We start from the raw sequence: 20,075 nt of genomic DNA, 5'->3' as shown, positions 1-20,075 counted from the left end.
GTATTATAGCGGATTTTGGAAAAAATGACAGCAGAACTGAGCCCATCAGCGGGCGGGGAGGGGTTCAATTTTTCTGATACAAGATCGTTTGGGCGATGCCGATGAAATACTCTGATTCATCAACGATATGATCAATGACAACTTGAGCCGTGTGATTCCCAACAACAGCCTGGCTTTCCTTCTTTAACTTCCGACAAAGTTCAATAAACGCCATGCTCTCCTTCAAACTGAACGACACCAATTGCAACACTTGCTGATACAGTTGCGGCGGCAGCTCGGGATTGCTTCTGATTACCGACTCCACAAAGCGTTTCACATGCTGATGGGTCGTCGTGAGTGCTTCTCCCCATTCTTTCAATGCCTCCACATAGTGCTGCTCGAGATCAGGCAAAAGCTCAATCATGACAGTCGTGTGTTCGGCCTCCTGCATTTTCCAAAACTCCGTCTCATCCAAAACCCTGAGCGGCATTTGTTGCCCATAATAAAACTGCATCCAGCATCCCCCTCTGAAAAACATTTCCTATCTGTAAAATGTATGTTCAGAAAGAGAGTGGCATGCAGAAGTTTGAAATTACGGCAACAAGAGCAGCAGACCCACTATCGAGATGATGGGAATCGCCATAACGAGCGCAATGCCGATCATGGTCATTAGCGTGACCGCTGTTCGGGATTCCTCATTCACACCGACAGCCCGCTGTAAAAACATGAACACAACCGCAAACAGCATAAGGATAACCACAATCGCCCCGGGCAAATAAAGCTCGGAAACGCTGCCAACACTCTCCAATTGGTTGAAACCCAAAATAATAAGAACAATTGGGATCACTTCAGCTACGGCCACGCCTATGAAGAATTGCGTTTGAAGCTTTTGCGCATTTTCCGGCTTAAGCTTCAGCTTATCAATCAAAACTTTATAAACACCAGTAATCGTCAAAACCGCAACAGCCGCAGCCGCTACAAATAAATAAGGCATAACACACACTCCTTCTACAATTAAGATCAGTACCCCTTTACAATATCACATTTCCTATTTTCCCCGTTCCAAAACTCAAAAGAGAAGGGGACAAGCGAAGTATCACCCCAACCTAACAAAAAGACATGCGCCTCAAGAGAGCACATGTCTAGATAAACTACGGAACGGATATACGCGCTATGACAGCCTCTGTCAACCGCTCGGGGAAAACACTGCGCTTTCCGCGGGCGCTGCTGAGCCTCCTCGCGCTACCGCGCTCCGGGGTCTCACCGAGGCTTATCCTCCCGCTGGAGTCTCCGTGTTTTCCCCGAGCTTGGATAGGTATAATCCATTCTTCTTTAATCGAGTAATTCGCTATCGCTACCCGTCCACAATCATTACAAAATATACACGTAAAGCGGAGAAAATACATGAAGACTCCTACCATGAAAATTAAATCTCTTAAGAATCGCAAAAAGACAATATTTAAGTAGACGCAGCTCATGTTTTTAAAAAAAACTAAGATGAGAGCGTCGCTGTATTGGTGCATTTAGGTTAGTAAGATAATGTGTTCTTGATCTCCTTCCTAAGACATACGGCATCCATTATTTATTAAGGCTGGCGCAACAACCAGAATAGGGTTAATCTACCATGAGTGCTTCCCGAATGGGAGCAACAATAAGTGATGCGCCGTGGTCGAAGGAGTCAGACTGCGGGTAGGGCTCTAAGGCACCAAGGAGTATCGACCTTCCTCATCCAGCCGTAGCACTAGTATCGCCACCCTACATCTATTTTCATCCCCTTGTGGTGTATAGCGCTTTTCGCGATACATGGTTGACTGCGGGAACAGCACGAGTCCGAAGACCCCGCAGCGGTGGTTGAGCTGCACCCCTAATGTTGGACACCATATCCAACATTAGGAGGTATAAAAATGTCCAAGTTTACCAAAGTTTTTAAGTTACAAATAGCTAAAGACTATGTGGGCGGAAAGTTCAGTTACCGAGACCTGGCAAATAAACTCAACATTGATGAATCTGTGATTAGGTATTGGGTGTTGTTATTTCAACACCATGGTGATAAGGCATTTGATTTTCCCTATACAAACTATTCGAGAGCCTTTAAACTAAAGGTAATAGAATTCATTAATGAAACGCATTATTCCATTCGAGAGGCATCTGCCATTTTCCATATACCTGATCCTTCTATGGTTCGAAGGTGGAGGAAAAAGTGGGAGAAAAGTGGAGAAGATGCCCTTGAATCAAGAAAGGGGCCTTCTGTTATGAATTCTCGCACTCAAAAGAACAAGCAGGAACCTGAGAATCAATCAATAGAAGCTATGGAAAAAGAGCTCGAATACCTTCGTATGGAGAATGCTTATTTAAAAAAGTTGAGAGCCTTGGTTCAAGAAGACCAATCACCAACAAAACCAAAACAAAAGTAATACTTGAACTAAGGCATAAATTCCCGGTGAGTAAGCTTGTAAAGGTTGCAGGTATTAAAAGAAACACTTATTACTACAACGTCAATCTTTTAAAACAACCGGACCCTGATCGCAAGTGGAAAAGAAGAATTAATTTTATTTATCACCGACACAGAGGCCGTCTTGGCTACCGTCGCATAACAGATGTCCTTAAAGAAAAAGGCCATGAAATAAATGAAAAAAAAGTACTTCGGTTAATGAGAGAGCTCGGGATCCATTGTGTCGTCCGAATGAAAAAATACAAGTCGTATAAAGGCCCATCAGGCAAGGCAGCACCAAACGTTCTTGAGCGTAACTTCAAAGCAGAAAAGCCGAATCTAAAATGGGTTACTGATGTAACGGAATTCAGGCTGTTTGGCGAAAAACTGTACCTTTCACCTGTATTGGACCTGTTCAACGGGGAAATCATTACGTACACACTTCAAAACAGGCCTACGTTCGATCTGGTGGAAAAGATGTTAGATCAAGCCTTGGAACACAAAAAGGACAGCGACGAACTGTTAATTCATTCTGATCAGGGCTGGCATTATCGAATCCCCGATATCGGAAAAAGCTCGAGCAACATAACATTACACAAAGCATGTCCCGCAAGGGGAACTGTTATGATAATGCCGTCATAGAAAACTTTTTTGGGATACTAAAATATGAATTCCTGTATTTAGAGGAATTTGACAGCATTGAGCACTTTAAAAAAGAACTGGAAGACTATATTTATTACTACAATCATTTAAGAATCAAATCAAGATTAAATCGAAAAACCCCAGTAGCTTATCGTAAGCTCTTTGAGTTAAATGCATAAAACCGAGTGTCCAATTTTATGGGTCCAGTGCATGGTCTTTCCGCGAGGAGGCTGAGGCCGTGCCCGCGGAAAGCGAAATGTATTTTCGGAGCGGTCTTATTAGCAGTTACTAAACCAGTGTTTACCGTGTACCTTTAATATAAGGAATACCATTAGCTTTTGGTGCTTCGGCGCGGCCGATGAAGCCTGCTAGTGCGAGAATGGTCAGGACGTATGGTGCGATCAGCAAGAAGACCTGTGGCACATTCTCGAGAAGCGGTATGCTCGAACCGACAACACTCAAACTCTGAGCAAGCCCGAAGAATATCGCAGCACCCATCGCTCCAAGCGGATGCCACTTACCAAAGATAACAGCTGCTAAGGACATAAAGCCCTGACCAGCGATTGTAGCATGCGAGAAGTTCGATGCAATGGTCAGCGCGTAAACACTGCCACCAAGCCCACCGAGCATCCCCGAGAGAATAACAGCGGTGTAACGCATTCTGAAAACATTAACCCCATTTGTATCTGCAGCCATCGGGTGTTCACCGACAGAACGGAGACGCAAACCGAATGGTGTTTTGAACAAAACAAACCAAGCCGCAATGGCAAGGAAGATTGCCAGATACGTTGTTAAATACATGTTCTGGAAAAAGATCGGTCCAATAAAAGGAATCTTGGACAAAATAGGGACGTCTGTTGTATAAAATGGTGCTTTAACCATTTCAGTCTGACCGCGGCCGTACCATTCTTTAGTCAAGAAAACCCCAACACCGAGTGCCAGCATGTTGATGGCAACACCACTGACCACCTGATTGGCCCGGAGCGAAACAGAAGCGACAGCGTGAATAATCGAGAATATTCCCGATACAACCATGGCTGCGATAATGGAGACCCATGGCGTCCACGAGCCAAATGTATCATAGAACGTAAGGTTGAACACGATCCCGACGAAAGCACCCATGATCATCAAACCTTCAAGTCCAATGTTGATGACACCAGAGCGTTCACTGAACACGCCGCCCAAAGCTGTAAAAATGAGGGGTGCTGAGAAAAATAATGCCGTTGGTATGATCGATTGTAAAAGATCCATTATTTACGTCCCTCCTTTGAGAAGCGAAGAATAACCCAGCGAATCATGTAACTGGAAGCGACAAAGAAAATAATGAGTGCAATGATGATATCTACAAGCTCATTCGGAACGCCGGCTTGCAGCGGCATACTCAAGGCCCCGATTTTCAAGCCACCAAATAACAAGGCCGCAAGGATAACACCTGGCGCGGTATTGGCACCGAGCAAGGCAACGGCGATTCCGTCAAATCCTAAGTTGGTAAATCCGGATTGTGTCGACATGTATCCAAACGTTCCGAGCCCTTCCATAGCACCAGCCATACCTGCAAAGGCACCAGAGATGACCATTGCCAGAATGATGTTTTTCTTGACGTTCATACCGGCATATTTTGATGCATGCTGGTTGAATCCAACGGCACGCATTTCGTACCCCATTGTCGTGCGGTTAATGATGAACCACATGACAGCTGCAGCGAATATCGCAATCAGCAATCCGTAATGCAATCTGGAATGGGACGTTAAAGTCGTGATCCACTCAGCTCGGAGTGAAGCTGTTTCTTTAACCGTTTCAGTTTGGTCACGGCTGTCTGTTAATACATACCGGACAACCGCGTTGGTGCTGTAGAGCGCAATATAGTTCATCATGATGGTAATAATAACTTCGTGTACACCCCGATAAGCTTTCAAAAGCCCCGGGATAAAGCCCCACAACGCCCCAGCTAGTGCAGCAGCCAAGACTGCGAGCGGGATATGAATAATGGCAGGTGCGTCAATGCCAAGACCCACCCAAACAGCTGCGAGCCAGCCAACAAAGACCTGACCTTCTGCACCGATGTTAAACAACCCAGTACGGAAAGCAAAAGCTACAGCCAGACCTGTCAATATTAAAGGGGTGACCTGACGAAGGGTTTCCCCAAATACATAAGCATCTCCAAAAATGCCGTTCCACAATGCGGCATAACCCTCTATCGGACTATAGCCAAAACCAAGCATCAAGAAGGCACCGACAATGAGGCCCAGAAGCACGGAGATGATTGGAACAAGAATGTTAAACCAGCGATTGGACATCATGATGTTTCACCAGCCTTTTCAGAAGTACTGCCGGCCATCAAGAGACCGAGTTCATTTTCATCAGTTTCTTCCGGCTTGCGGCTTGCAACAATCTGCCCGTCAAACATAACCACAATCCGGTCGCTCACGTCGAGAACCTCATCAAGCTCGAAGGAAACGAGTAGCACAGCTTTGCCTTGATCACGTTCCTCGATTAACTTTTGGTGGATAAATTCAATGGCACCGACGTCCAAGCCACGTGTTGGCTGTGCGGCGATAAGCAAATCAGGAGAGCGATCAACTTCACGAGCAATGATTGCCTTTTGCTGGTTACCGCCCGACATTGAGCTGGCATGAGCATGGAGGCCCGATGTTCTGACATCATATTGTTCGATCAAAGTTTCAGCTTTCTTGAAAATGTTTTTGAAATTCAAGACGCCATATTTGGAATTGGGCGTTTGATAATAGGTTTGCAGGGCCATGTTTTCTCCGACAGAGAAATCAAGTACAAGTCCAAATTTATGTCTGTCTTGCGGGATATGCCCGACACCACTTTCGGTTACTCTTCGCGGCGTCAGATTGGTAATATCTTTTCCGTTAAGCGAGATTGTACCTGAGTGACTTTTGGTCAGCCCCGTAATCGCTTCAATCAATTCGGACTGTCCGTTCCCGTCAACTCCGGCGACACCTACAATTTCGCCAGCTCTGAGGTCAAGATTTAGCCCTTTTACCATATCAACTTTTCGAGAGTCTTTCACATAAAGGTCTTTCACGTTAAGTACGGTTTCTTTTGGTTCTGCAGGTGTTTTCTCCGTTGTAAAACTGACTTCACGACCGACCATGAGAGAAGCAAGCTCATTAACGTTCGTGTCAGCCACATCGACCGTGCCGATTCCTTTTCCGCGGCGGATAACAGTACAGCGGTCACACATCGCCATGATCTCTTTCAGCTTATGTGTAATCAGAATAATGGATTTGCCTTCTGCGATTAGGGACTTCAAAATTTCAGTGAGTTCATCAATTTCCTGTGGGGTCAAAACAGCTGTTGGTTCGTCGAGAATCAGCACCTCTGCTCCCCGGTAAAGTGTTTTCAGAATTTCAACCCGCTGCTGCATCCCAACTGAGATGTCTCGGATTTTTGCTCTTGGGTCGACCGCAAGTCCATAACGATCGGACAGTTCCTGAATTTCTTTTTCAGCTTTTTTAATATTAATGCGGCCGCCGACTGTCGGCTCACTGCCGAGTATGATATTTTGGGTGACTGTAAATGTATCGACGAGCATGAAATGCTGATGGACCATCCCAATGCCGTAACGATTCGCAGCGTTTGGACCATCAATGTTAGCTTTTTCTCCCTTAACACGGATTTCGCCTTTTTCCGGCTGATACAGGCCAAACAACACGTTCATCAGTGTTGATTTACCGGCACCGTTTTCACCCAGCAAGGCATGGATTTCTCCTTTTTTCAATTGAATTGTAATGTCGTCATTTGCCACAACGCCCGGGAATTCCTTGCGTATATTGAGCATTTCGATGACGTAATCCATGGTATACGTTCACTCCTTCTGTAAACAATTGGTGAGACACGTGAAAATCACCAAATAAAGAGGCCGGAAACCTTCTCTTGATTTAATGACTTTCTGATCATTCCACTGGCTGCTGGATAGGGTATAAATGGGAGAAGGCCGGTTAACCCGGCCTTCTCAAGCCAATTTCTAAAACTTACAGGCTGCCGAGGTACTCTTCAAGACCATCGTACTTGCTTGGTACTTCAACTTCGCCTGAAGTGATCTTTTCTTTCCATTCTTCTACTTTCTCAACAATTTCATCAGTCATGGCTTCGTTTGTAGTTGTGTAGCCAACACCTTCGTCGCTAAGGTCGAAGCGGAGCATTTCACCGCCAGGGAAGTTGCCTTCCATAGCCATGTTGCTCACTTCCTGAACAGCATTGTCAACACGCTTAACAGCAGAAGTCAAAGTAATGTTGTCATCACCGATTTGACCTTCTTCATGCTGGTCACGGTCAACACCGATTGCCCAGATTTCACGTTCAGGATCATTTTTCTTCAAGTCTTTAGCCTGGTTGAACAAACCGTTACCAGTACCGCCAGCTGCGTGGAAAATAATGTCACGGTCTTCGTTATACATGCTTGATGCGATCAATTTACCTTCGTCAGCTTTGTCAAATCCGCCTGCATACTGAACACTGATGTCAATATCAGGGTTAACAGATTTGGCACCTGCGCGGAAACCAACTTCAAATGCTTCAATGATATCTGATTCGGTACCACCGATAAAGCCGATCTTGTCAGTGTTCGTTTTCATAGCTGCAGCTACACCCACGAGGAATGAGCTTTCATTATCAGCAAATCCGATGCTGACAACGTTTGGCTGATCTACAACAGAGTCAACAATACCATAATGCTTGTCAGGGTTCTGCTTGGCAATTTCTTCAATGCCGTTTTCAAGCTTAAAGCCGATTCCATAGATCAAGTCATAGTCTGCACGTGTCAACTGCTGCAAGTTTGGAATGTAGTCTGCGTCAGTGTTGGACTGTGCGTAGTCATAGCCTTCACCTTTTGAAAGGCCATGTTCCTCACCCCATGCCTGGATGCCTTCCCATGCGGACTGGTTAAAGGACTTGTCATCAACACCGCCCACGTCAGTAACCATCGCAACAGTGAAGTCTGTGTCACCGCCTTCAGAATCATTACCGGCTGCGTTGTTTTCTGTGTTGTCACCGCTGTTACCTTCGTTACCGGAAGTGTTGTTGTCACCGCCGTTATCATTGCCACCGCCACAAGCTGCGATGATCATACCCATTGCAATCAATAAAGCCAATAATATAAACCGTTTCTTCATTATGAAACCCCTATAATCATTTTTAAATCATGTACAGAAATGGACGACAATTATGTGCGCGCTATGATTGTCGTAGACCACCCCTTAAAGGTTGTAAAATATGTAGTACTTAAAGCCCTGACAGCCCCTGGTCAAAATACCCAGGACTAAGCCAAAAAAACGCTATATCCTTTTACGGACAAGGTGAAAGTCAACCATATCCGGACGAAAATAATTCACTGAGTACAGCACCGGCTCGTCTTCTGGTGTATAGTGCATCTGCTTCAGTTGCAGGAGCGGCTGGTCTTTCGGACAGTCTAGAACGCTGTAAATGGCCTCATCGTATCCGACAGCATCAATGTGGGAAACCGCATAGGCGATTTGCTTATTGGCATGTTTGTCCATCAGTTCAAACAATGAAGCGACGCGTTCAGCCACTTCCACATCAATTAAATCCCCGGGATCTTGTCGATGCAAAATACCACAGGCTTCTGATTCGCCGTTCGCACCCGTTCAATTCGGATCAAATCGCCGACCACCCGAGGGGCAAACTCGGTGCAATCTTCGTCTGTTTTCCCGACGCGTTCAGCCTTTAACACAGTCGCACCAGCCTTTTTCCCGGATTGTTCTATCAGGGAAGTGATGCTTGTGAGCTGCTCAATACCCGAGGAAAACAGGGGATCCGGATGAACGAATGTTCCGACACCGTGCCTGCGCTTGACGATATTCTCTTCTTCAAGCACACGTAATGCCTCACGAAGCGTCGCACGGGAAACCCCCATGCGCTTGGCGAGGTCGGTTTCAGATGGCAGTTTCTCATTTTCTTTAAAACGCCCATTCTTGATGTCCTGCTTTATTTTATCAATAACCTGCAAATACAACAAGCGCGAATCTACTTTTATCGACATGGCATCCCCTCGTCTCAAGAGATCAGACCTCTGACTTTAATCATCTGTAGTATAACATGGACTGGATTAAAATGTAAGCGTTTTTTAAAAGAAATATGGGCGGATTGGTGAACGCGCTTTCAAACCCTTCAAAGAATGCGAACAAGGAATTTGTTCTTCTTTCATTTGCTAATCATTGACTCTGTTCGATATAATATTTATAGAAATCGATTGTTTTCGACAGATGGGGAAGAGCAGACATATATAAATGCATTACAAATGAGTTGTAAGGAACAATAGATATAATTGGATTTAGATTACATTAAACAGGGAGAAAATGATGTTCAATGAAATAAACATGGGAATCGCCTTCATAGTCGCTTTTGCTGGCGCATTAATCTTAACCTATCCGGTCAAAGCCTTTTCAATTAAAATTGGAGCTGTGGACTTTCCCAACCATCGGAAAATCCACACAAAAGTCACGCCCCGCATAGGCGGAATTGCTATTTTTCTCGGTGCGTTGGCGGGGGCTCTGGTATTACAGCCCCGACACGAACATGTTCCAGAAATATTGCTGGGCGCAATTGTGATCGTCATAACGGGAGCCTTGGATGATCGTTTCGGTCTCAGACCTGTTGTAAAGCTGACAGGGCAGCTGATTGCGGCCTCTTTTTTGGTGTCGGATGGTTTGATTATTGAGTACATTACATTGCCGTTGCTTGGGCAGGTCGAGCTCGGATTTGCCAGCGTACTTGTCACGGTCTTCTGGATTGTCGGCATCACAAATGCGATCAACTTAATTGATGGGCTGGACGGGCTGGCTACAGGTGTATCAACAATTGCGCTTTCAAGCATGCTCGTAATGGCGCTTGTCGATGGCCGTGTTGCAGCGGCTTACTTATGTATCGTCTTGATCGGCGCGAATCTTGGCTTCTTATACCATAACTTTTACCCGGCAAAAATATACATGGGTGATACCGGCTCCAACTTTCTTGGGTTTATGATCGCCGCTGTATCGATTATGGGGTTATTTAAAAACATTACCTTATTCAGCTTCATCATTCCTGTTATTGTCTTGGCAGTGCCGATCTTTGACACGTTATTTGCCATCATTCGCCGAGCCTGGAATAAAGAAGGCATCATGACGGCTGATAACAAGCATATCCATTATCAGCTGCTTGCTGCGGGTTACAGTCACAGAACAACGGTTCTAATCATATACGCTTTCAGTGCTTTGTTTGGCGGGCTCGCAATTTTATTTTCCTACTCAAGTCAGACTGTGGCTGTTTTGGTCACCATATTGGTATTGTTTTTGCTGCATATTTTTGCGGAGGTTGCTGGCATTGTCATGGGAGGGAAGCGTCCGGTTCTAAGCTTTATTGCTGGTTTATTCAGGCAGAAACGGAAGCACGACGATAATGGTCAAAGCTAATCTCTTTACGCCTTCGTGAAAAAAGGACAATATATATAGATGGATAAATCCCTATATAATAATGAAAGGATTGGATATACAATGACAAAACAGCACATCGGCGTCATCGGCATGGCCGTTATGGGGCGCAATCTCGCACTTAATATTGAATCACGCGGCTATTCTGTGGCCGTTTATAACCGTTCAGCTTCAAAAACGGAAGCGATGCTTGAAGAAGCTGCTGGAAAAAATGTTAAAGGTACATACAGCATAGAGGAATTCGTGCAATCCCTCGAAACACCGCGCAAAATCATGTTGATGGTGAAAGCAGGCGCCCCGACTGACGGTACAATAGAGGCGCTGCTGCCACATCTTAACAAAGGCGATATTTTAATTGACGGCGGCAACACAAACTTTCGTGACACCCAGCGCCGCAGCGAAGAGCTTGCTGAACACGGAATACACTTTATCGGTACAGGTGTTTCCGGCGGGGAAGAGGGCGCATTGAAAGGACCATCCATCATGCCCGGCGGACAGAAGGAAGCACACGACCTGGTGCGTCCGATGTTCGAAGCCATCTCGGCAAAAGTTGACGGTGAGCCATGCACGACATACATCGGTCCAGACGGCGCCGGTCATTACGTGAAAATGGTTCATAACGGCATCGAGTACGGTGATATGCAGCTCATTTCGGAGGCGTATTCGTTGCTAAAAAATGTCCTCGGCATGGATGTCGATCAGCTGCATCAGGTATTTTCCGAGTGGAATAAAGGGGAACTCGACAGCTATCTGATCGAGATAACCGCTGATATTTTCACCAAAAAAGATGATGAAACAGGGGAGCCTCTCGTGGACGTGATCCTTGATACGGCCGGGCAAAAAGGCACGGGTAAGTGGACGAGCCAGAACGCGCTGGACCTCGGCATTCCGCTTCCGATCATTACCGAATCTGTCTTTGCACGGTTTATTTCGGCCATGAAGGATGAGCGCGTCCATGCGAGCACCGTTTTGAACGGTCCGACCGTGAAGCCGCTCGTCGGTAACAAGGACGAGCTCGTCGAAGCCATTCGTGAAGCACTCTATATGAGTAAAATCTGTTCATACGCCCAAGGCTTCGCACAAATGCGCGCCGCATCAGATGAATACGGCTGGGACTTGCAGTACGGCGATATCGCCATGATCTTCCGCGGCGGCTGCATCATCCGCGCAGCCTTCCTGCAGAAAATCAAAGAGGCATACGACCGCGATCCCAAGCTCGCTAACCTGTTGCTCGACCCATACTTCAAGGAAATCGTTGAAAATTATCAGGATGCCCTGCGCAAAGTCGTCATACTCGCAGCCGAAAACGGCATCCCCGTCCCAGGCTTCTCAGCGGCTCTGTCCTATTTCGACAGCTACCGCAGCGCCCGCCTGCCAGCCAACCTGCTCCAGGCCCAGCGCGACTACTTCGGCGCCCACACGTATCAGCGTGTAGATCGTGAAGGAACGTTTCATACGGAGTGGATGGGAGAATAGAGTGAAGGACGCTGCATCGGTGAGGTGCAGCTTTTTTTTGATGGTTGGTGTTGTGGGGCCACGTGTGGCGGGAGGTCGTAAAGTGATATGTCGTTCGCAGGGGGATGTTCGATTTGAAATCTGCACATTCGCGGCGGGATATGCACATTCGATTCGAAATATGCACATTCGCGGCGGGATATGCACGTTCGTTTTGAAATATGCACGTTCGCGGCAGGATATGCACATTCGATTTGAAATATGCACGTTCGCGGCGGGATATGCACATTCGATTTGAAATATGCATATTCGATTCGAAATATGCACGTTCGGGGCAGGATATGCACGTTCGATTTGAAATCTGCACATTCGCGGCAGGATATGCACATTCGATTTGAAATATGCACATTCGCGGCAGGATATGCACATTCGATTCGAAATATGCACATTCACGGCAGGATATGCACATTCGATTCGAAATATGCACATTCGATTCGAAATATGCACATTCGCGGCAGGATATGCACATTCAATTTGAAATATGCACGTTCGCGGCGGTATATGCACGCTCGATTTGAAATATGCACATTCGCGGTCGTATATGCACATTCGATTCGATATATGCACATTCACGGCGGTATATGCACATTCGATTCGAAATATGCACATTCACGGCGGTATATGCACATTCGATTCGAAATATGCACATTCGGGCCGGGATATGCACGCCCCACAGCCTTTAAATTTTGTAAAAGGAATGATCTTATGACGAATTTAACGGATGATGTCCGTGCGCTTGTACATTTATACGGGCGGGTGCCAAAAGGGACAATTATACATATTTTAAATCAGCTGACCGAGGGTGGGATGGACGAGGAAACGCTTGACCGTCAAATCGATCGGGAGCAGCTGGAAGCTTATAAGATTGATATTATAAACGACCATTATGTGTTGCAGCACTTCTTGGAGATGGATTATTCGGAGGAAGAATTGCGAAATAAGGAGCAGCACCCCTATTATATGCCGCTGGGTTATGATCTCGAATATTACCGGGATGAAAGGTATTTTGAGCCAAACGACGCTTTCGATCAGTTGCATGAGTTTCTAAAAACGTGTTACGTACGAAAAAAGAAAGCGGAAAAAGTGGCCCATGGTATTCAATTTCACTGTCGGGCTGCCAAACGGTTGGAACAGCTCCCTTCTTATTTAAGTCAGCAAAGGTTAAAGCTGAAGCCGGAAGAGAAAGATAGCTTTCGTCAGCTTATTTTTAACCTTGTTCAGCAAACTAGAATGTATGATTTTAATGGCCATACGCCCAATGAACTCGGATGGAAACTTGAGCTTGATATGAATTTGTGATGTGCGTTTTAAGATCCAAAACGTTAACGAGCAAGGAGGAAGCCGTGCGGTATTGACTTCCTTCTTGCTCTTATATTTACTTCGCCACCTGATGAATGTAAGATCGTCAGCCGATACGTGTTCGGGCGTTTATCGGAACTGGGGTGTCTTGTGGATAGTCATGAAGTAATGGCGCGTGGTATTTAACCCCTTTTTGATTCCCGCTTGTTCGCAGGTTCATTTTTTTCAACAAATTAAGCACGCCACTTCGGCTATCATAGTTTAATAGGGAACGACATTCCGAGTTTGTGATGGTCGGTTTGCCAAGCAGGAAGGAATCCAAGATGACTTGCACATGTGCATCGTGACTCATGAATCCGCAATTTTGACAGACCCATTTGCGGGCCACGCGTTTCAAAGGATAGGCTTGGCAGTGTTCACATGGAATGCCTTTAATAAAATGGCTGTCATTCAGGTTGTATTGAGCGATTAAGTCAGGGTTGAGCGGTTCATCGTGGGTCTTAAGCAAGTTATACAATTTACGTCGGTCTCTTGAGGATAGGATGTTCTGTGGGTGTTTTGCTGCCAATTCCTGAAGTTTTTCCGGGAGGGCTTCAACGTGAATGAGTTGATCAAATATCGTCTGGTCTGCTTGGGGATGATTGATAATGGCATTGGGATTGCTAATGACAGATAGTGTTTCAATCGGAACGGAAGGAAATGAATGTGATTTGAGCCACTCCCCAAATTGAAGTTTATGAGCTGTGGATTGCTGGATGGGGTTGCGTTGCCGTTTTCTCTCGGCTCCGATGGTCTGGATAAATTGATCGTGGGTGCTGTCATACGATAATTCCCCTGTCATATTTTTGATTTCCATCAAAAGAACAAATCCGGGCGTTATTAAAGGTGTATCAATCTGAAAAGGGTGGCGTTTATGTCTTAATCTGACCCCGGGGTAAGCAGCAGAATCAGGGAGGGGGTGAATGGACAAGGTGTAGTCAACATATTTCTCACCCTGAAAACCAGCTGCATGTTTGGCATAATCTTTCTGAATGAGTGGGTGACTGCGATGCTTTGGCAACAATTTACGCAATAAAGCTTCATACTTGAGTAAGGTATACGGTTTTGGTCTGTTTTCAATGAACAAACAATTCACTTCCTTTAGTTAATTGAAGATATTGTACACCAAAACATGTTATTATGCACCTTATATCTTGGAAAGAATAAATCTTACATTGAAAAAGCAAGAAGGAAGTTTCCACTGGGGTGACTTCCTTCTTGCTTTTTGTATGAATTTAACTTTATATAACGTTGGCTATGGCCGTATATGCACATTCGCGCGGGGATATGCACGTTCAATCTCATTTATGCACATTCGGGCTGTGATATGCACGTACAATCACATATATGCACATTCGCGCCAGGATATGCACGTTCAAACTCGTATATGCACATTCGCGCGGGGATATGCACGTTCAAACTCATATATGCACATTCGCGCTGGTATATGCACGTTCAAACTCGTATATGCACATTCGGGCTGTGATATGCACGTACAATCGTATATATGCACATTCGCGCCGTGATATGCACGTACAATCTCAAATATGCACATTCAACGCCGCCGGTCCCTGCCTAATGCACTGAAACGCCGTCCATCAACAGCACCCGGGCCGGGGATGCGTCGGTGCCTTCGATCCGCAGTGGGGCGGCGACCATGAAGTATTCGCCTTCTTCCACCTCGGCGAAGCGCAGGCCTTCCATGATCAGGACCTCGCGTTTGAATAATATGCGGTGGGTCGGGTGATCCGGCTGGGCGCGTTCGATGCCAAGAGAGTCAATGCCAATGCCTTTCACACCGACATCAGCCAAGAATTGTGCGGCGTCCTCAGCCACGTAAATGAAGTCAAAATTGAATTCTTCGTCAAACGAATTCTTTGTCTTGAACAGGACAAAATCGCCGCGTTCGATCCCGAAGCCTTCGATATCATCTTGGGTAATCGCTTCTTCGATATGTGTGACGTCAAATAGCTTCACCTTGCCGACAAGACGTTCGATGTCGATGGTTTCAAATGTATTGCCATCGTTGATCATGTGCAGCGGGGCGTCGACATGTGTGCCTGAGTGCAGGTCCATCGAAATCCGTGACTCGGTAACATGACCGTTTGTGACCGTTTCGATCTTCGGTTGTTTTTCTGGTTTATTTTTATAAACTGGCATTCCTTCAAAAATCGGTGCAGATACGTCGTATATTTCCATTAAGCATACACTCCTACCATTATATATATGTTATTTTTCCTCTTTACCCGTCACATGCCACCAGTGAAACCCGTCTGCTTCAAGAAGCTGGTTTGCTGCTTCGGGGCCCATGGAACCGGCGGGATAATTCGGGAACTCAGCTCCGTTTTCATGCCAAGCAGCTGATACGGAATCGATAAATGCCCATGACAATGCCACCTCGTCCCAGTGGGTGAAATTCGTCATGTCACCGAGCATACAGTCATACAGCAGCTTTTCATAAGCCTCGGGCGTGTTGATCGCATTTTCCGCATCATGCGTGTAAGCGAGCTGAATCGGTTTCGCCTCGGGCTTTGTGCCCGGTTTTTTCGCGTTTAAGTGCAGCGTCACCCCTTCATTCGGATGGATGGTGATGACGAGCAAATTGGGATGCTGCGCGTTTCCGTCAGCGTAGTACAGATTCATCGGTATGTCTTTAAATTCCACGACGATCTTGGTTACTTTGGCTTTCATACGTTTGCCCGTCCGAATGTAAAAAGGTACCCCGGCCCAGCGATAGTTATCAATCATCAGCTTGGCCGCGACATAGGTTTCAGTATCAGATGCCTGGCCCAGTTCTTCTGCATAACCCGGCACCATCGCATCGTCAACCTCGCCTGGACCATACTGACCGCGCACAAAATAGTCGCCCACGGCTTCAGCGTCAATCGGGCGGAGGGCTCGCAGCACTTTGACTTTTTCCGAGCGGATTTCATCTGTCGTCAACTTAATCGGCGGCTCCATCGCAAGCAGGGCCACCATCTGAAGCATGTGGTTTTGCACCATATCCCGGTTGGCCCCAGCTGTATCATAATAACGTGCACGGTCCTCAACACCGACTGTCTCACTCGAAGTTACCTGGATATTCGAAATAAACCGGTTGTTCCACAGATGCTCGAAAATGCCATTGGCAAAACGGATCACTTCAATATTCTGCACCATTTCCTTGCCTAGATAATGGTCAATCCGGTAAATTTCATCTTCGGCAAACGCTGACCGAATATCTTCATTTAGGGCGATTGCTGATGAGAGGTCATGGCCAAACGGCTTCTCAATCACAAGTCGCGTCCAGCCATCTGTATCTTTCAGCCCGTGTGCTTCCAGATTATTGGCAACAGGTCCGAAAAACTCCGGTGCCATTGCCAGGTAAAACATCCGGTTGCCGCCTGTTTCGTAACGGCCTTCCAGCTCATGCAACAGCCCGTCCAGTGCTTGGTAAGACGACTCATCCTGCACATCGAACGGCTGATAGTAAAAATGGGATGTAAATGCGTCACAAACTTCTTCAGGCGCACCAGCGTTGGCAATCGACTCGCATACCTTTTCACGGAAGATGTCATTCGTCCACGGGCGTCGCGCGACACCCACGACGGCAAAATCATGACCGATTCTGCCGTTTTGAAACAATTTATAAATAGAAGGGAACAACTTGCGCTTGGCTAAATCACCGGTTGCCCCGAAAATCACAATAACAGCTTTTGGTTGGTCATGGTTGTTCATTCCAATACCTCACTTTTAACGTCAAAAATAATGCACGTCACAACGTGCACCTTCTTATACTACCCCATTTTAATCTCAACACCCCAGTAAAGCAAACACCAAGCTCGCTGTTGGTAATTAGATGTCACATACAACGTGAAGCCAACGCACAAACAGATTCACATGTCCAGAACGGTGACGATGTGCTTACAGCGCCAAACATTTCCCCCGCCCTTGTTTTAGAAGGCATGGCTATAACAACTGCGAATGGTGAAGAAGTCAGTGAAGTAACAGTGCCGGCTGGCAGCAGCTGACATCACAATGGGTATAGATGTGAGTGACATCGATCCAATACTAAAAGCAAGCTTTGTGAATGGGGACAGGCCACAATATATCCAGAATTTCTCATCACTTATCCAGGGAAAATTCGGTATATCCAGGGTTTCCCTCATGTGTCCAAAAAAACGCATGATATCCAAGCTTTAGCAGCATATATCAAGAATATCACCACATCACATTTTACCATGTTTTTCCGTCCACATGCAGCCATATTCATCTTTACGCAAAAGTGCCGTTTTGTTACGATAATAAGCGTATATAACATTAATTCAACGTACGAACACAAACTATCAAACTAACGGAGGCGTCTTTTTCATGAATAAAAAAATATGGACGATCATTGGGGCTGTTCTAGCGATTGGTGTGATTGCGCTGACTGCTGTGTTAATAGGTAACAACTCATCGTCTGACCAGGCGACTGATGATGAAAAGCCATCCATTCAAAAAGAACCCCAAAAGTTCAATCCAGAACCAGACCCAAACGCCAAACAGGTGACTACCTATCATAAGGAACGCATCACTGATCAAGAGGCCATTGAAAAGCAGCTGGAAAAAGATTTCAATCCAGAAACGCATACATTAAAAGACCCATTCATCAAACTTGACCCATACGGTGTTGCACCACTCACCGCACTGGTCAAATTTACAACAGAGACCCCAGCTGAAATCACGCTGACCGTTCAAGGTAACGATAAGGAATCAACCATTCAAAAAGTATTCGAAGGCTACAATACGAAACACAGCATTCCTGTATATGGCCTTTATGCCGATAAAAACAATACAGTCACACTAGAAGCAACTACAGAGGATGGAGATGACACCACCACTGAATTGACCATTCAAACAGAACCACTGCCAGAAGATTTTCTCCAAGTTGATCTCGTTGAAGCACAACCAGACAAAATGGAGCCCGGCCTGACATTTATCAACCCAAGCTCACGTTATACGTTTGGAGTAGATCATAATGCAGACGTGCGCTGGTATTCGACACTATGGAATTCCCACGTTTTCAAGCGGCTGGAAAATGGGCATATACTCTACATTACAAAAGAAGAAGGGCAGGAAAAATACAACGACCTTCTTGAAATGAATTTACTTGGAAAAGTGTACAACGCCTATTTATTTGATATTGGCGAATATGACAAAACAAACGTTGTCCACCACGATGTCATCGAACTGCCAACCGGAAATCTGCTTGCTACAACACATGACACAGAATCCGAATATATTGAAGACGAAATGGTTGAAATCGACCGGGAAACAGGGAAGACAGTGAGGAACTTCAGCTTTCAGGACATCTTCCCGGAAGAATTTTATAAGGACTATGACGGCGCTCTCGCGGAAGATGGTGACTGGTTCCATCAGAACGCCGTTTGGTTCGATGACTCGGATAACAGTTTGATCATCTCAAGCCGGCACCAGGATCTGGAGATGAAAATGACGTATCCGGAAGGCGACATCAAATGGATTCTGGCCGCACATGAAGAATGGCCCGAATCATTCAATCAGTATTTGCTGGAGCCTACTAACGGTGCAGTGAAATTCCCGGGCGGCCCACATGCCCCAATGACCATGCCTGACCAAGACAACAACCCGGACACACTGGACATGATCTATTTTGACAACAACCATGTCATCACACGGGGCGATGAAAAAGTGAGCGGCGAATACAGCCGGGCCGTACAAGTGCGTATCAACGAAAAAGACATGACCGTCGAAGAAATTTGGTCCTACGGCGAAGAGCGGGGTCGCAATCTTTTCTCAAAAATTGTCGGTGATGCGGATTATTTACCTGAAACCAAAAACCGTCTGATGACAACCGGTTATATAGCAGTGGAAGAAGGTGAAGATCCCCGCAACAGCCGGATCATTGAAGTCATAGAAGATGAACCGGCTAAAGTTCTCTATGAAATTGTTATCTCCGGATTTGATAAAGACAGTCATAGGCAGGCTTATAGAGCTGAACGGATGGAAGTTTATGAGGGAGAATAATGTATAGCTGCTTCTCAAATAGGCCCTAAAATATGAGGTATACGATCATAAAGATAAACGACTCAAAACATTTAAGTCTAAGTCTAGTGTTATTAATTATGTCAAACCAAAAACAGATGTTTACGTTTTTGACATAATAACCGGAGAAATCATTTGTTCCAATTTTGTAGTCAAAGATTCTTTGAATGGGAATTGTTTAGAACTTATTCTGAACAAGATGCTGCGGTCTACGCTGAAAAGTGGAAGATTACCTTTGTGAACGAACGGAAAATAGATGAAAAAACCTGGACGCATTATCTCGACCTCAAATGATTTTATATTGCATCACTCAAAACAAATCCAGCTCTTGAGCCTATCTCGAGAGCTGGATTAAATTTAAGCTATAAATCCCAGGAGCATAATGGTATTATAAAGTTCAGATGATTAAAAGGAGATTAAATATGTTGAGTCTAAAAAGGGTATTAAATGGTTATTTCTTCTTCTTTATGATTATTACCCTTAAGTTTATTTTGGTCCGCTACCTGTTATTTGGTGACGTGGATATTCTTTAGCCAGTATACTATGAAGCTAGCATGGTATTAGTATTGTTTGCGTTAATAGAGCTTTTCGGCATTGTGCATACATATCACGACTTGGGTCAGGCAGATCAGGCTGCATCAGTAAGGAGAGCGCCTGGTTGATGGTTG

The 20,075-nt window shown here is 45.6% G+C and carries 14 protein-coding genes and 2 pseudogenes; 6 read left to right on the top strand and 10 right to left on the bottom strand.

All coding sequences use genetic code 11. From position 1 onward, the window contains the following. Positions 1-64 precede the first annotated feature (64 nt). Together JNUCC1_RS05325 and JNUCC1_RS05320 are read right to left on the bottom strand one after the other, a co-directional pair. Positions 65-493, bottom strand: coding sequence for a DUF2935 domain-containing protein (locus JNUCC1_RS05325; RefSeq protein WP_156644457.1), 429 nt, complete (start codon positions 491-493; stop codon positions 65-67). 78 nt (positions 494-571) lie between these two features. Beyond that, positions 572-973 carry a hypothetical protein gene (locus JNUCC1_RS05320; RefSeq protein WP_156644456.1) on the bottom strand — a complete coding sequence of 134 codons (402 nt, stop codon included), beginning with the start codon at positions 971-973 and terminating at the stop codon, positions 572-574. Between the two features lie 910 nt (positions 974-1,883). On the opposite strand from JNUCC1_RS05320, the pseudogene JNUCC1_RS05315 reads away from it, so the two are divergent. Beyond that, positions 1,884-3,231, top strand: a pseudogene (locus JNUCC1_RS05315) (IS3 family transposase). A gap of 121 nt (positions 3,232-3,352) precedes the next feature. On the opposite strand, the gene JNUCC1_RS05310 reads toward JNUCC1_RS05315, so the two are convergent. The 5 genes and pseudogenes from JNUCC1_RS05310 to JNUCC1_RS05290 all read right to left on the bottom strand — a co-directional run bounded on the left by JNUCC1_RS05310 (position 3,353) and on the right by JNUCC1_RS05290 (position 9,080). Beyond that, entirely contained in the window at positions 3,353-4,303 is a 951-nt protein-coding gene (locus JNUCC1_RS05310) for an ABC transporter permease (RefSeq protein WP_156644455.1), read from the bottom strand. Beyond that, a complete protein-coding gene (locus tag JNUCC1_RS05305) occupies positions 4,303-5,352 on the bottom strand; it encodes an ABC transporter permease (protein ID WP_156644454.1) in 1,050 nt (349 codons plus the stop codon). Before JNUCC1_RS05305 ends, JNUCC1_RS05310 begins: the two co-directional genes overlap by 1 nt. Next, positions 5,349-6,878: an ABC transporter ATP-binding protein gene (locus tag JNUCC1_RS05300; protein WP_156644453.1), complete on the bottom strand. Its 1,530-nt coding sequence runs from the start codon at positions 6,876-6,878 to the stop codon at positions 5,349-5,351. Before JNUCC1_RS05300 ends, JNUCC1_RS05305 begins: the two co-directional genes overlap by 4 nt. Positions 6,879-7,053: 175 nt before the next feature. Next, positions 7,054-8,196 carry a BMP family lipoprotein gene (locus JNUCC1_RS05295; protein ID WP_331713722.1) on the bottom strand — a complete coding sequence of 381 codons (1,143 nt, stop codon included), beginning with the start codon at positions 8,194-8,196 and terminating at the stop codon, positions 7,054-7,056. 159 nt (positions 8,197-8,355) lie between these two features. Continuing rightward, positions 8,356-9,080: pseudogene (locus JNUCC1_RS05290) on the bottom strand (GntR family transcriptional regulator). 319 nt (positions 9,081-9,399) lie between these two features. Between JNUCC1_RS05290 and JNUCC1_RS05285 the strand changes: the two are divergent. The 3 genes from JNUCC1_RS05285 to JNUCC1_RS05275 all read left to right on the top strand — a co-directional run bounded on the left by JNUCC1_RS05285 (position 9,400) and on the right by JNUCC1_RS05275 (position 13,323). After that, the gene (locus tag JNUCC1_RS05285) at positions 9,400-10,491 is read left to right on the top strand and encodes a glycosyltransferase family 4 protein (RefSeq protein WP_156645406.1); all 1,092 of its coding nucleotides are present in this window, start codon (positions 9,400-9,402) and stop codon (positions 10,489-10,491) included. A gap of 81 nt (positions 10,492-10,572) precedes the next feature. Further along, the gene (gene gndA, locus JNUCC1_RS05280) at positions 10,573-11,985 is read left to right on the top strand and encodes an NADP-dependent phosphogluconate dehydrogenase (RefSeq protein ID WP_156644451.1); all 1,413 of its coding nucleotides are present in this window, start codon (positions 10,573-10,575) and stop codon (positions 11,983-11,985) included. Between the two features lie 744 nt (positions 11,986-12,729). Then, complete coding sequence (locus JNUCC1_RS05275) at positions 12,730-13,323, top strand: hypothetical protein (protein ID WP_156644450.1); 594 nt, start codon at positions 12,730-12,732, stop codon at positions 13,321-13,323. A 106-nt stretch (positions 13,324-13,429) separates the two neighbouring features. Here JNUCC1_RS05275 and JNUCC1_RS05270 read toward each other — a convergent pair whose 3' ends face one another. The 3 genes from JNUCC1_RS05270 to zwf form a co-directional block, all read right to left on the bottom strand. Then, positions 13,430-14,449 carry a nuclease-related domain-containing protein gene (locus JNUCC1_RS05270; RefSeq protein ID WP_156644449.1) on the bottom strand — a complete coding sequence of 340 codons (1,020 nt, stop codon included), beginning with the start codon at positions 14,447-14,449 and terminating at the stop codon, positions 13,430-13,432. Positions 14,450-14,937: 488 nt separating this feature from the next. Beyond that, positions 14,938-15,561 carry a cyclase family protein gene (locus JNUCC1_RS05265; RefSeq protein ID WP_156644448.1) on the bottom strand — a complete coding sequence of 208 codons (624 nt, stop codon included), beginning with the start codon at positions 15,559-15,561 and terminating at the stop codon, positions 14,938-14,940. Between the two features lie 30 nt (positions 15,562-15,591). Further along, positions 15,592-17,079 (bottom strand): glucose-6-phosphate dehydrogenase, encoded by a 1,488-nt coding sequence (gene zwf, locus JNUCC1_RS05260; RefSeq protein ID WP_156644447.1) that lies wholly within the window; start codon positions 17,077-17,079, stop codon positions 15,592-15,594. 110 nt (positions 17,080-17,189) lie between these two features. Between zwf and JNUCC1_RS05255 the strand changes: the two genes are divergently transcribed. Further along, positions 17,190-17,372 carry a hypothetical protein gene (locus JNUCC1_RS05255; protein WP_156644446.1) on the top strand — a complete coding sequence of 61 codons (183 nt, stop codon included), beginning with the start codon at positions 17,190-17,192 and terminating at the stop codon, positions 17,370-17,372. Between the two features lie 340 nt (positions 17,373-17,712). Further along, on the top strand, positions 17,713-19,389 hold the full coding sequence (locus JNUCC1_RS05250) for an aryl-sulfate sulfotransferase (protein WP_156644445.1): 1,677 nt from the start codon (positions 17,713-17,715) through the stop codon (positions 19,387-19,389). Positions 19,390-20,075: the final 686 nt, after the last annotated feature.

This window comes from Lentibacillus sp. JNUCC-1, from assembly GCF_009741735.1.
Taxonomy (GTDB): Bacteria; Bacillota; Bacilli; order Bacillales; family Amphibacillaceae; genus Lentibacillus_B.
This window is presented reverse-complemented; position numbering and strand designations above follow the sequence as displayed.

Excerpts from the sequence above, each read along its gene's own strand:
- JNUCC1_RS05285 (WP_156645406.1), top strand. The coding sequence starts at position 9,400 with ATGTTCAATGAAATAAACATGGGAATCGCCTTCATAGTCGCTTTTGCT.
- JNUCC1_RS05300 (WP_156644453.1), bottom strand. The coding sequence starts at position 6,878 with ATGGATTACGTCATCGAAATGCTCAATATACGCAAGGAATTCCCGGGC.
- JNUCC1_RS05310 (WP_156644455.1), bottom strand. The coding sequence starts at position 4,303 with ATGGATCTTTTACAATCGATCATACCAACGGCATTATTTTTCTCAGCA.
- JNUCC1_RS05305 (WP_156644454.1), bottom strand. The coding sequence starts at position 5,352 with ATGATGTCCAATCGCTGGTTTAACATTCTTGTTCCAATCATCTCCGTG.
- gndA (WP_156644451.1), top strand. The coding sequence starts at position 10,573 with ATGACAAAACAGCACATCGGCGTCATCGGCATGGCCGTTATGGGGCGC.
- zwf (WP_156644447.1), bottom strand. The coding sequence starts at position 17,079 with ATGAACAACCATGACCAACCAAAAGCTGTTATTGTGATTTTCGGGGCA.
- JNUCC1_RS05320 (WP_156644456.1), bottom strand. The coding sequence starts at position 973 with ATGCCTTATTTATTTGTAGCGGCTGCGGCTGTTGCGGTTTTGACGATT.
- JNUCC1_RS05250 (WP_156644445.1), top strand. The coding sequence starts at position 17,713 with ATGAATAAAAAAATATGGACGATCATTGGGGCTGTTCTAGCGATTGGT.
- JNUCC1_RS05325 (WP_156644457.1), bottom strand. The coding sequence starts at position 493 with ATGCAGTTTTATTATGGGCAACAAATGCCGCTCAGGGTTTTGGATGAG.
- JNUCC1_RS05265 (WP_156644448.1), bottom strand. The coding sequence starts at position 15,561 with ATGGAAATATACGACGTATCTGCACCGATTTTTGAAGGAATGCCAGTT.
- JNUCC1_RS05275 (WP_156644450.1), top strand. The coding sequence starts at position 12,730 with ATGACGAATTTAACGGATGATGTCCGTGCGCTTGTACATTTATACGGG.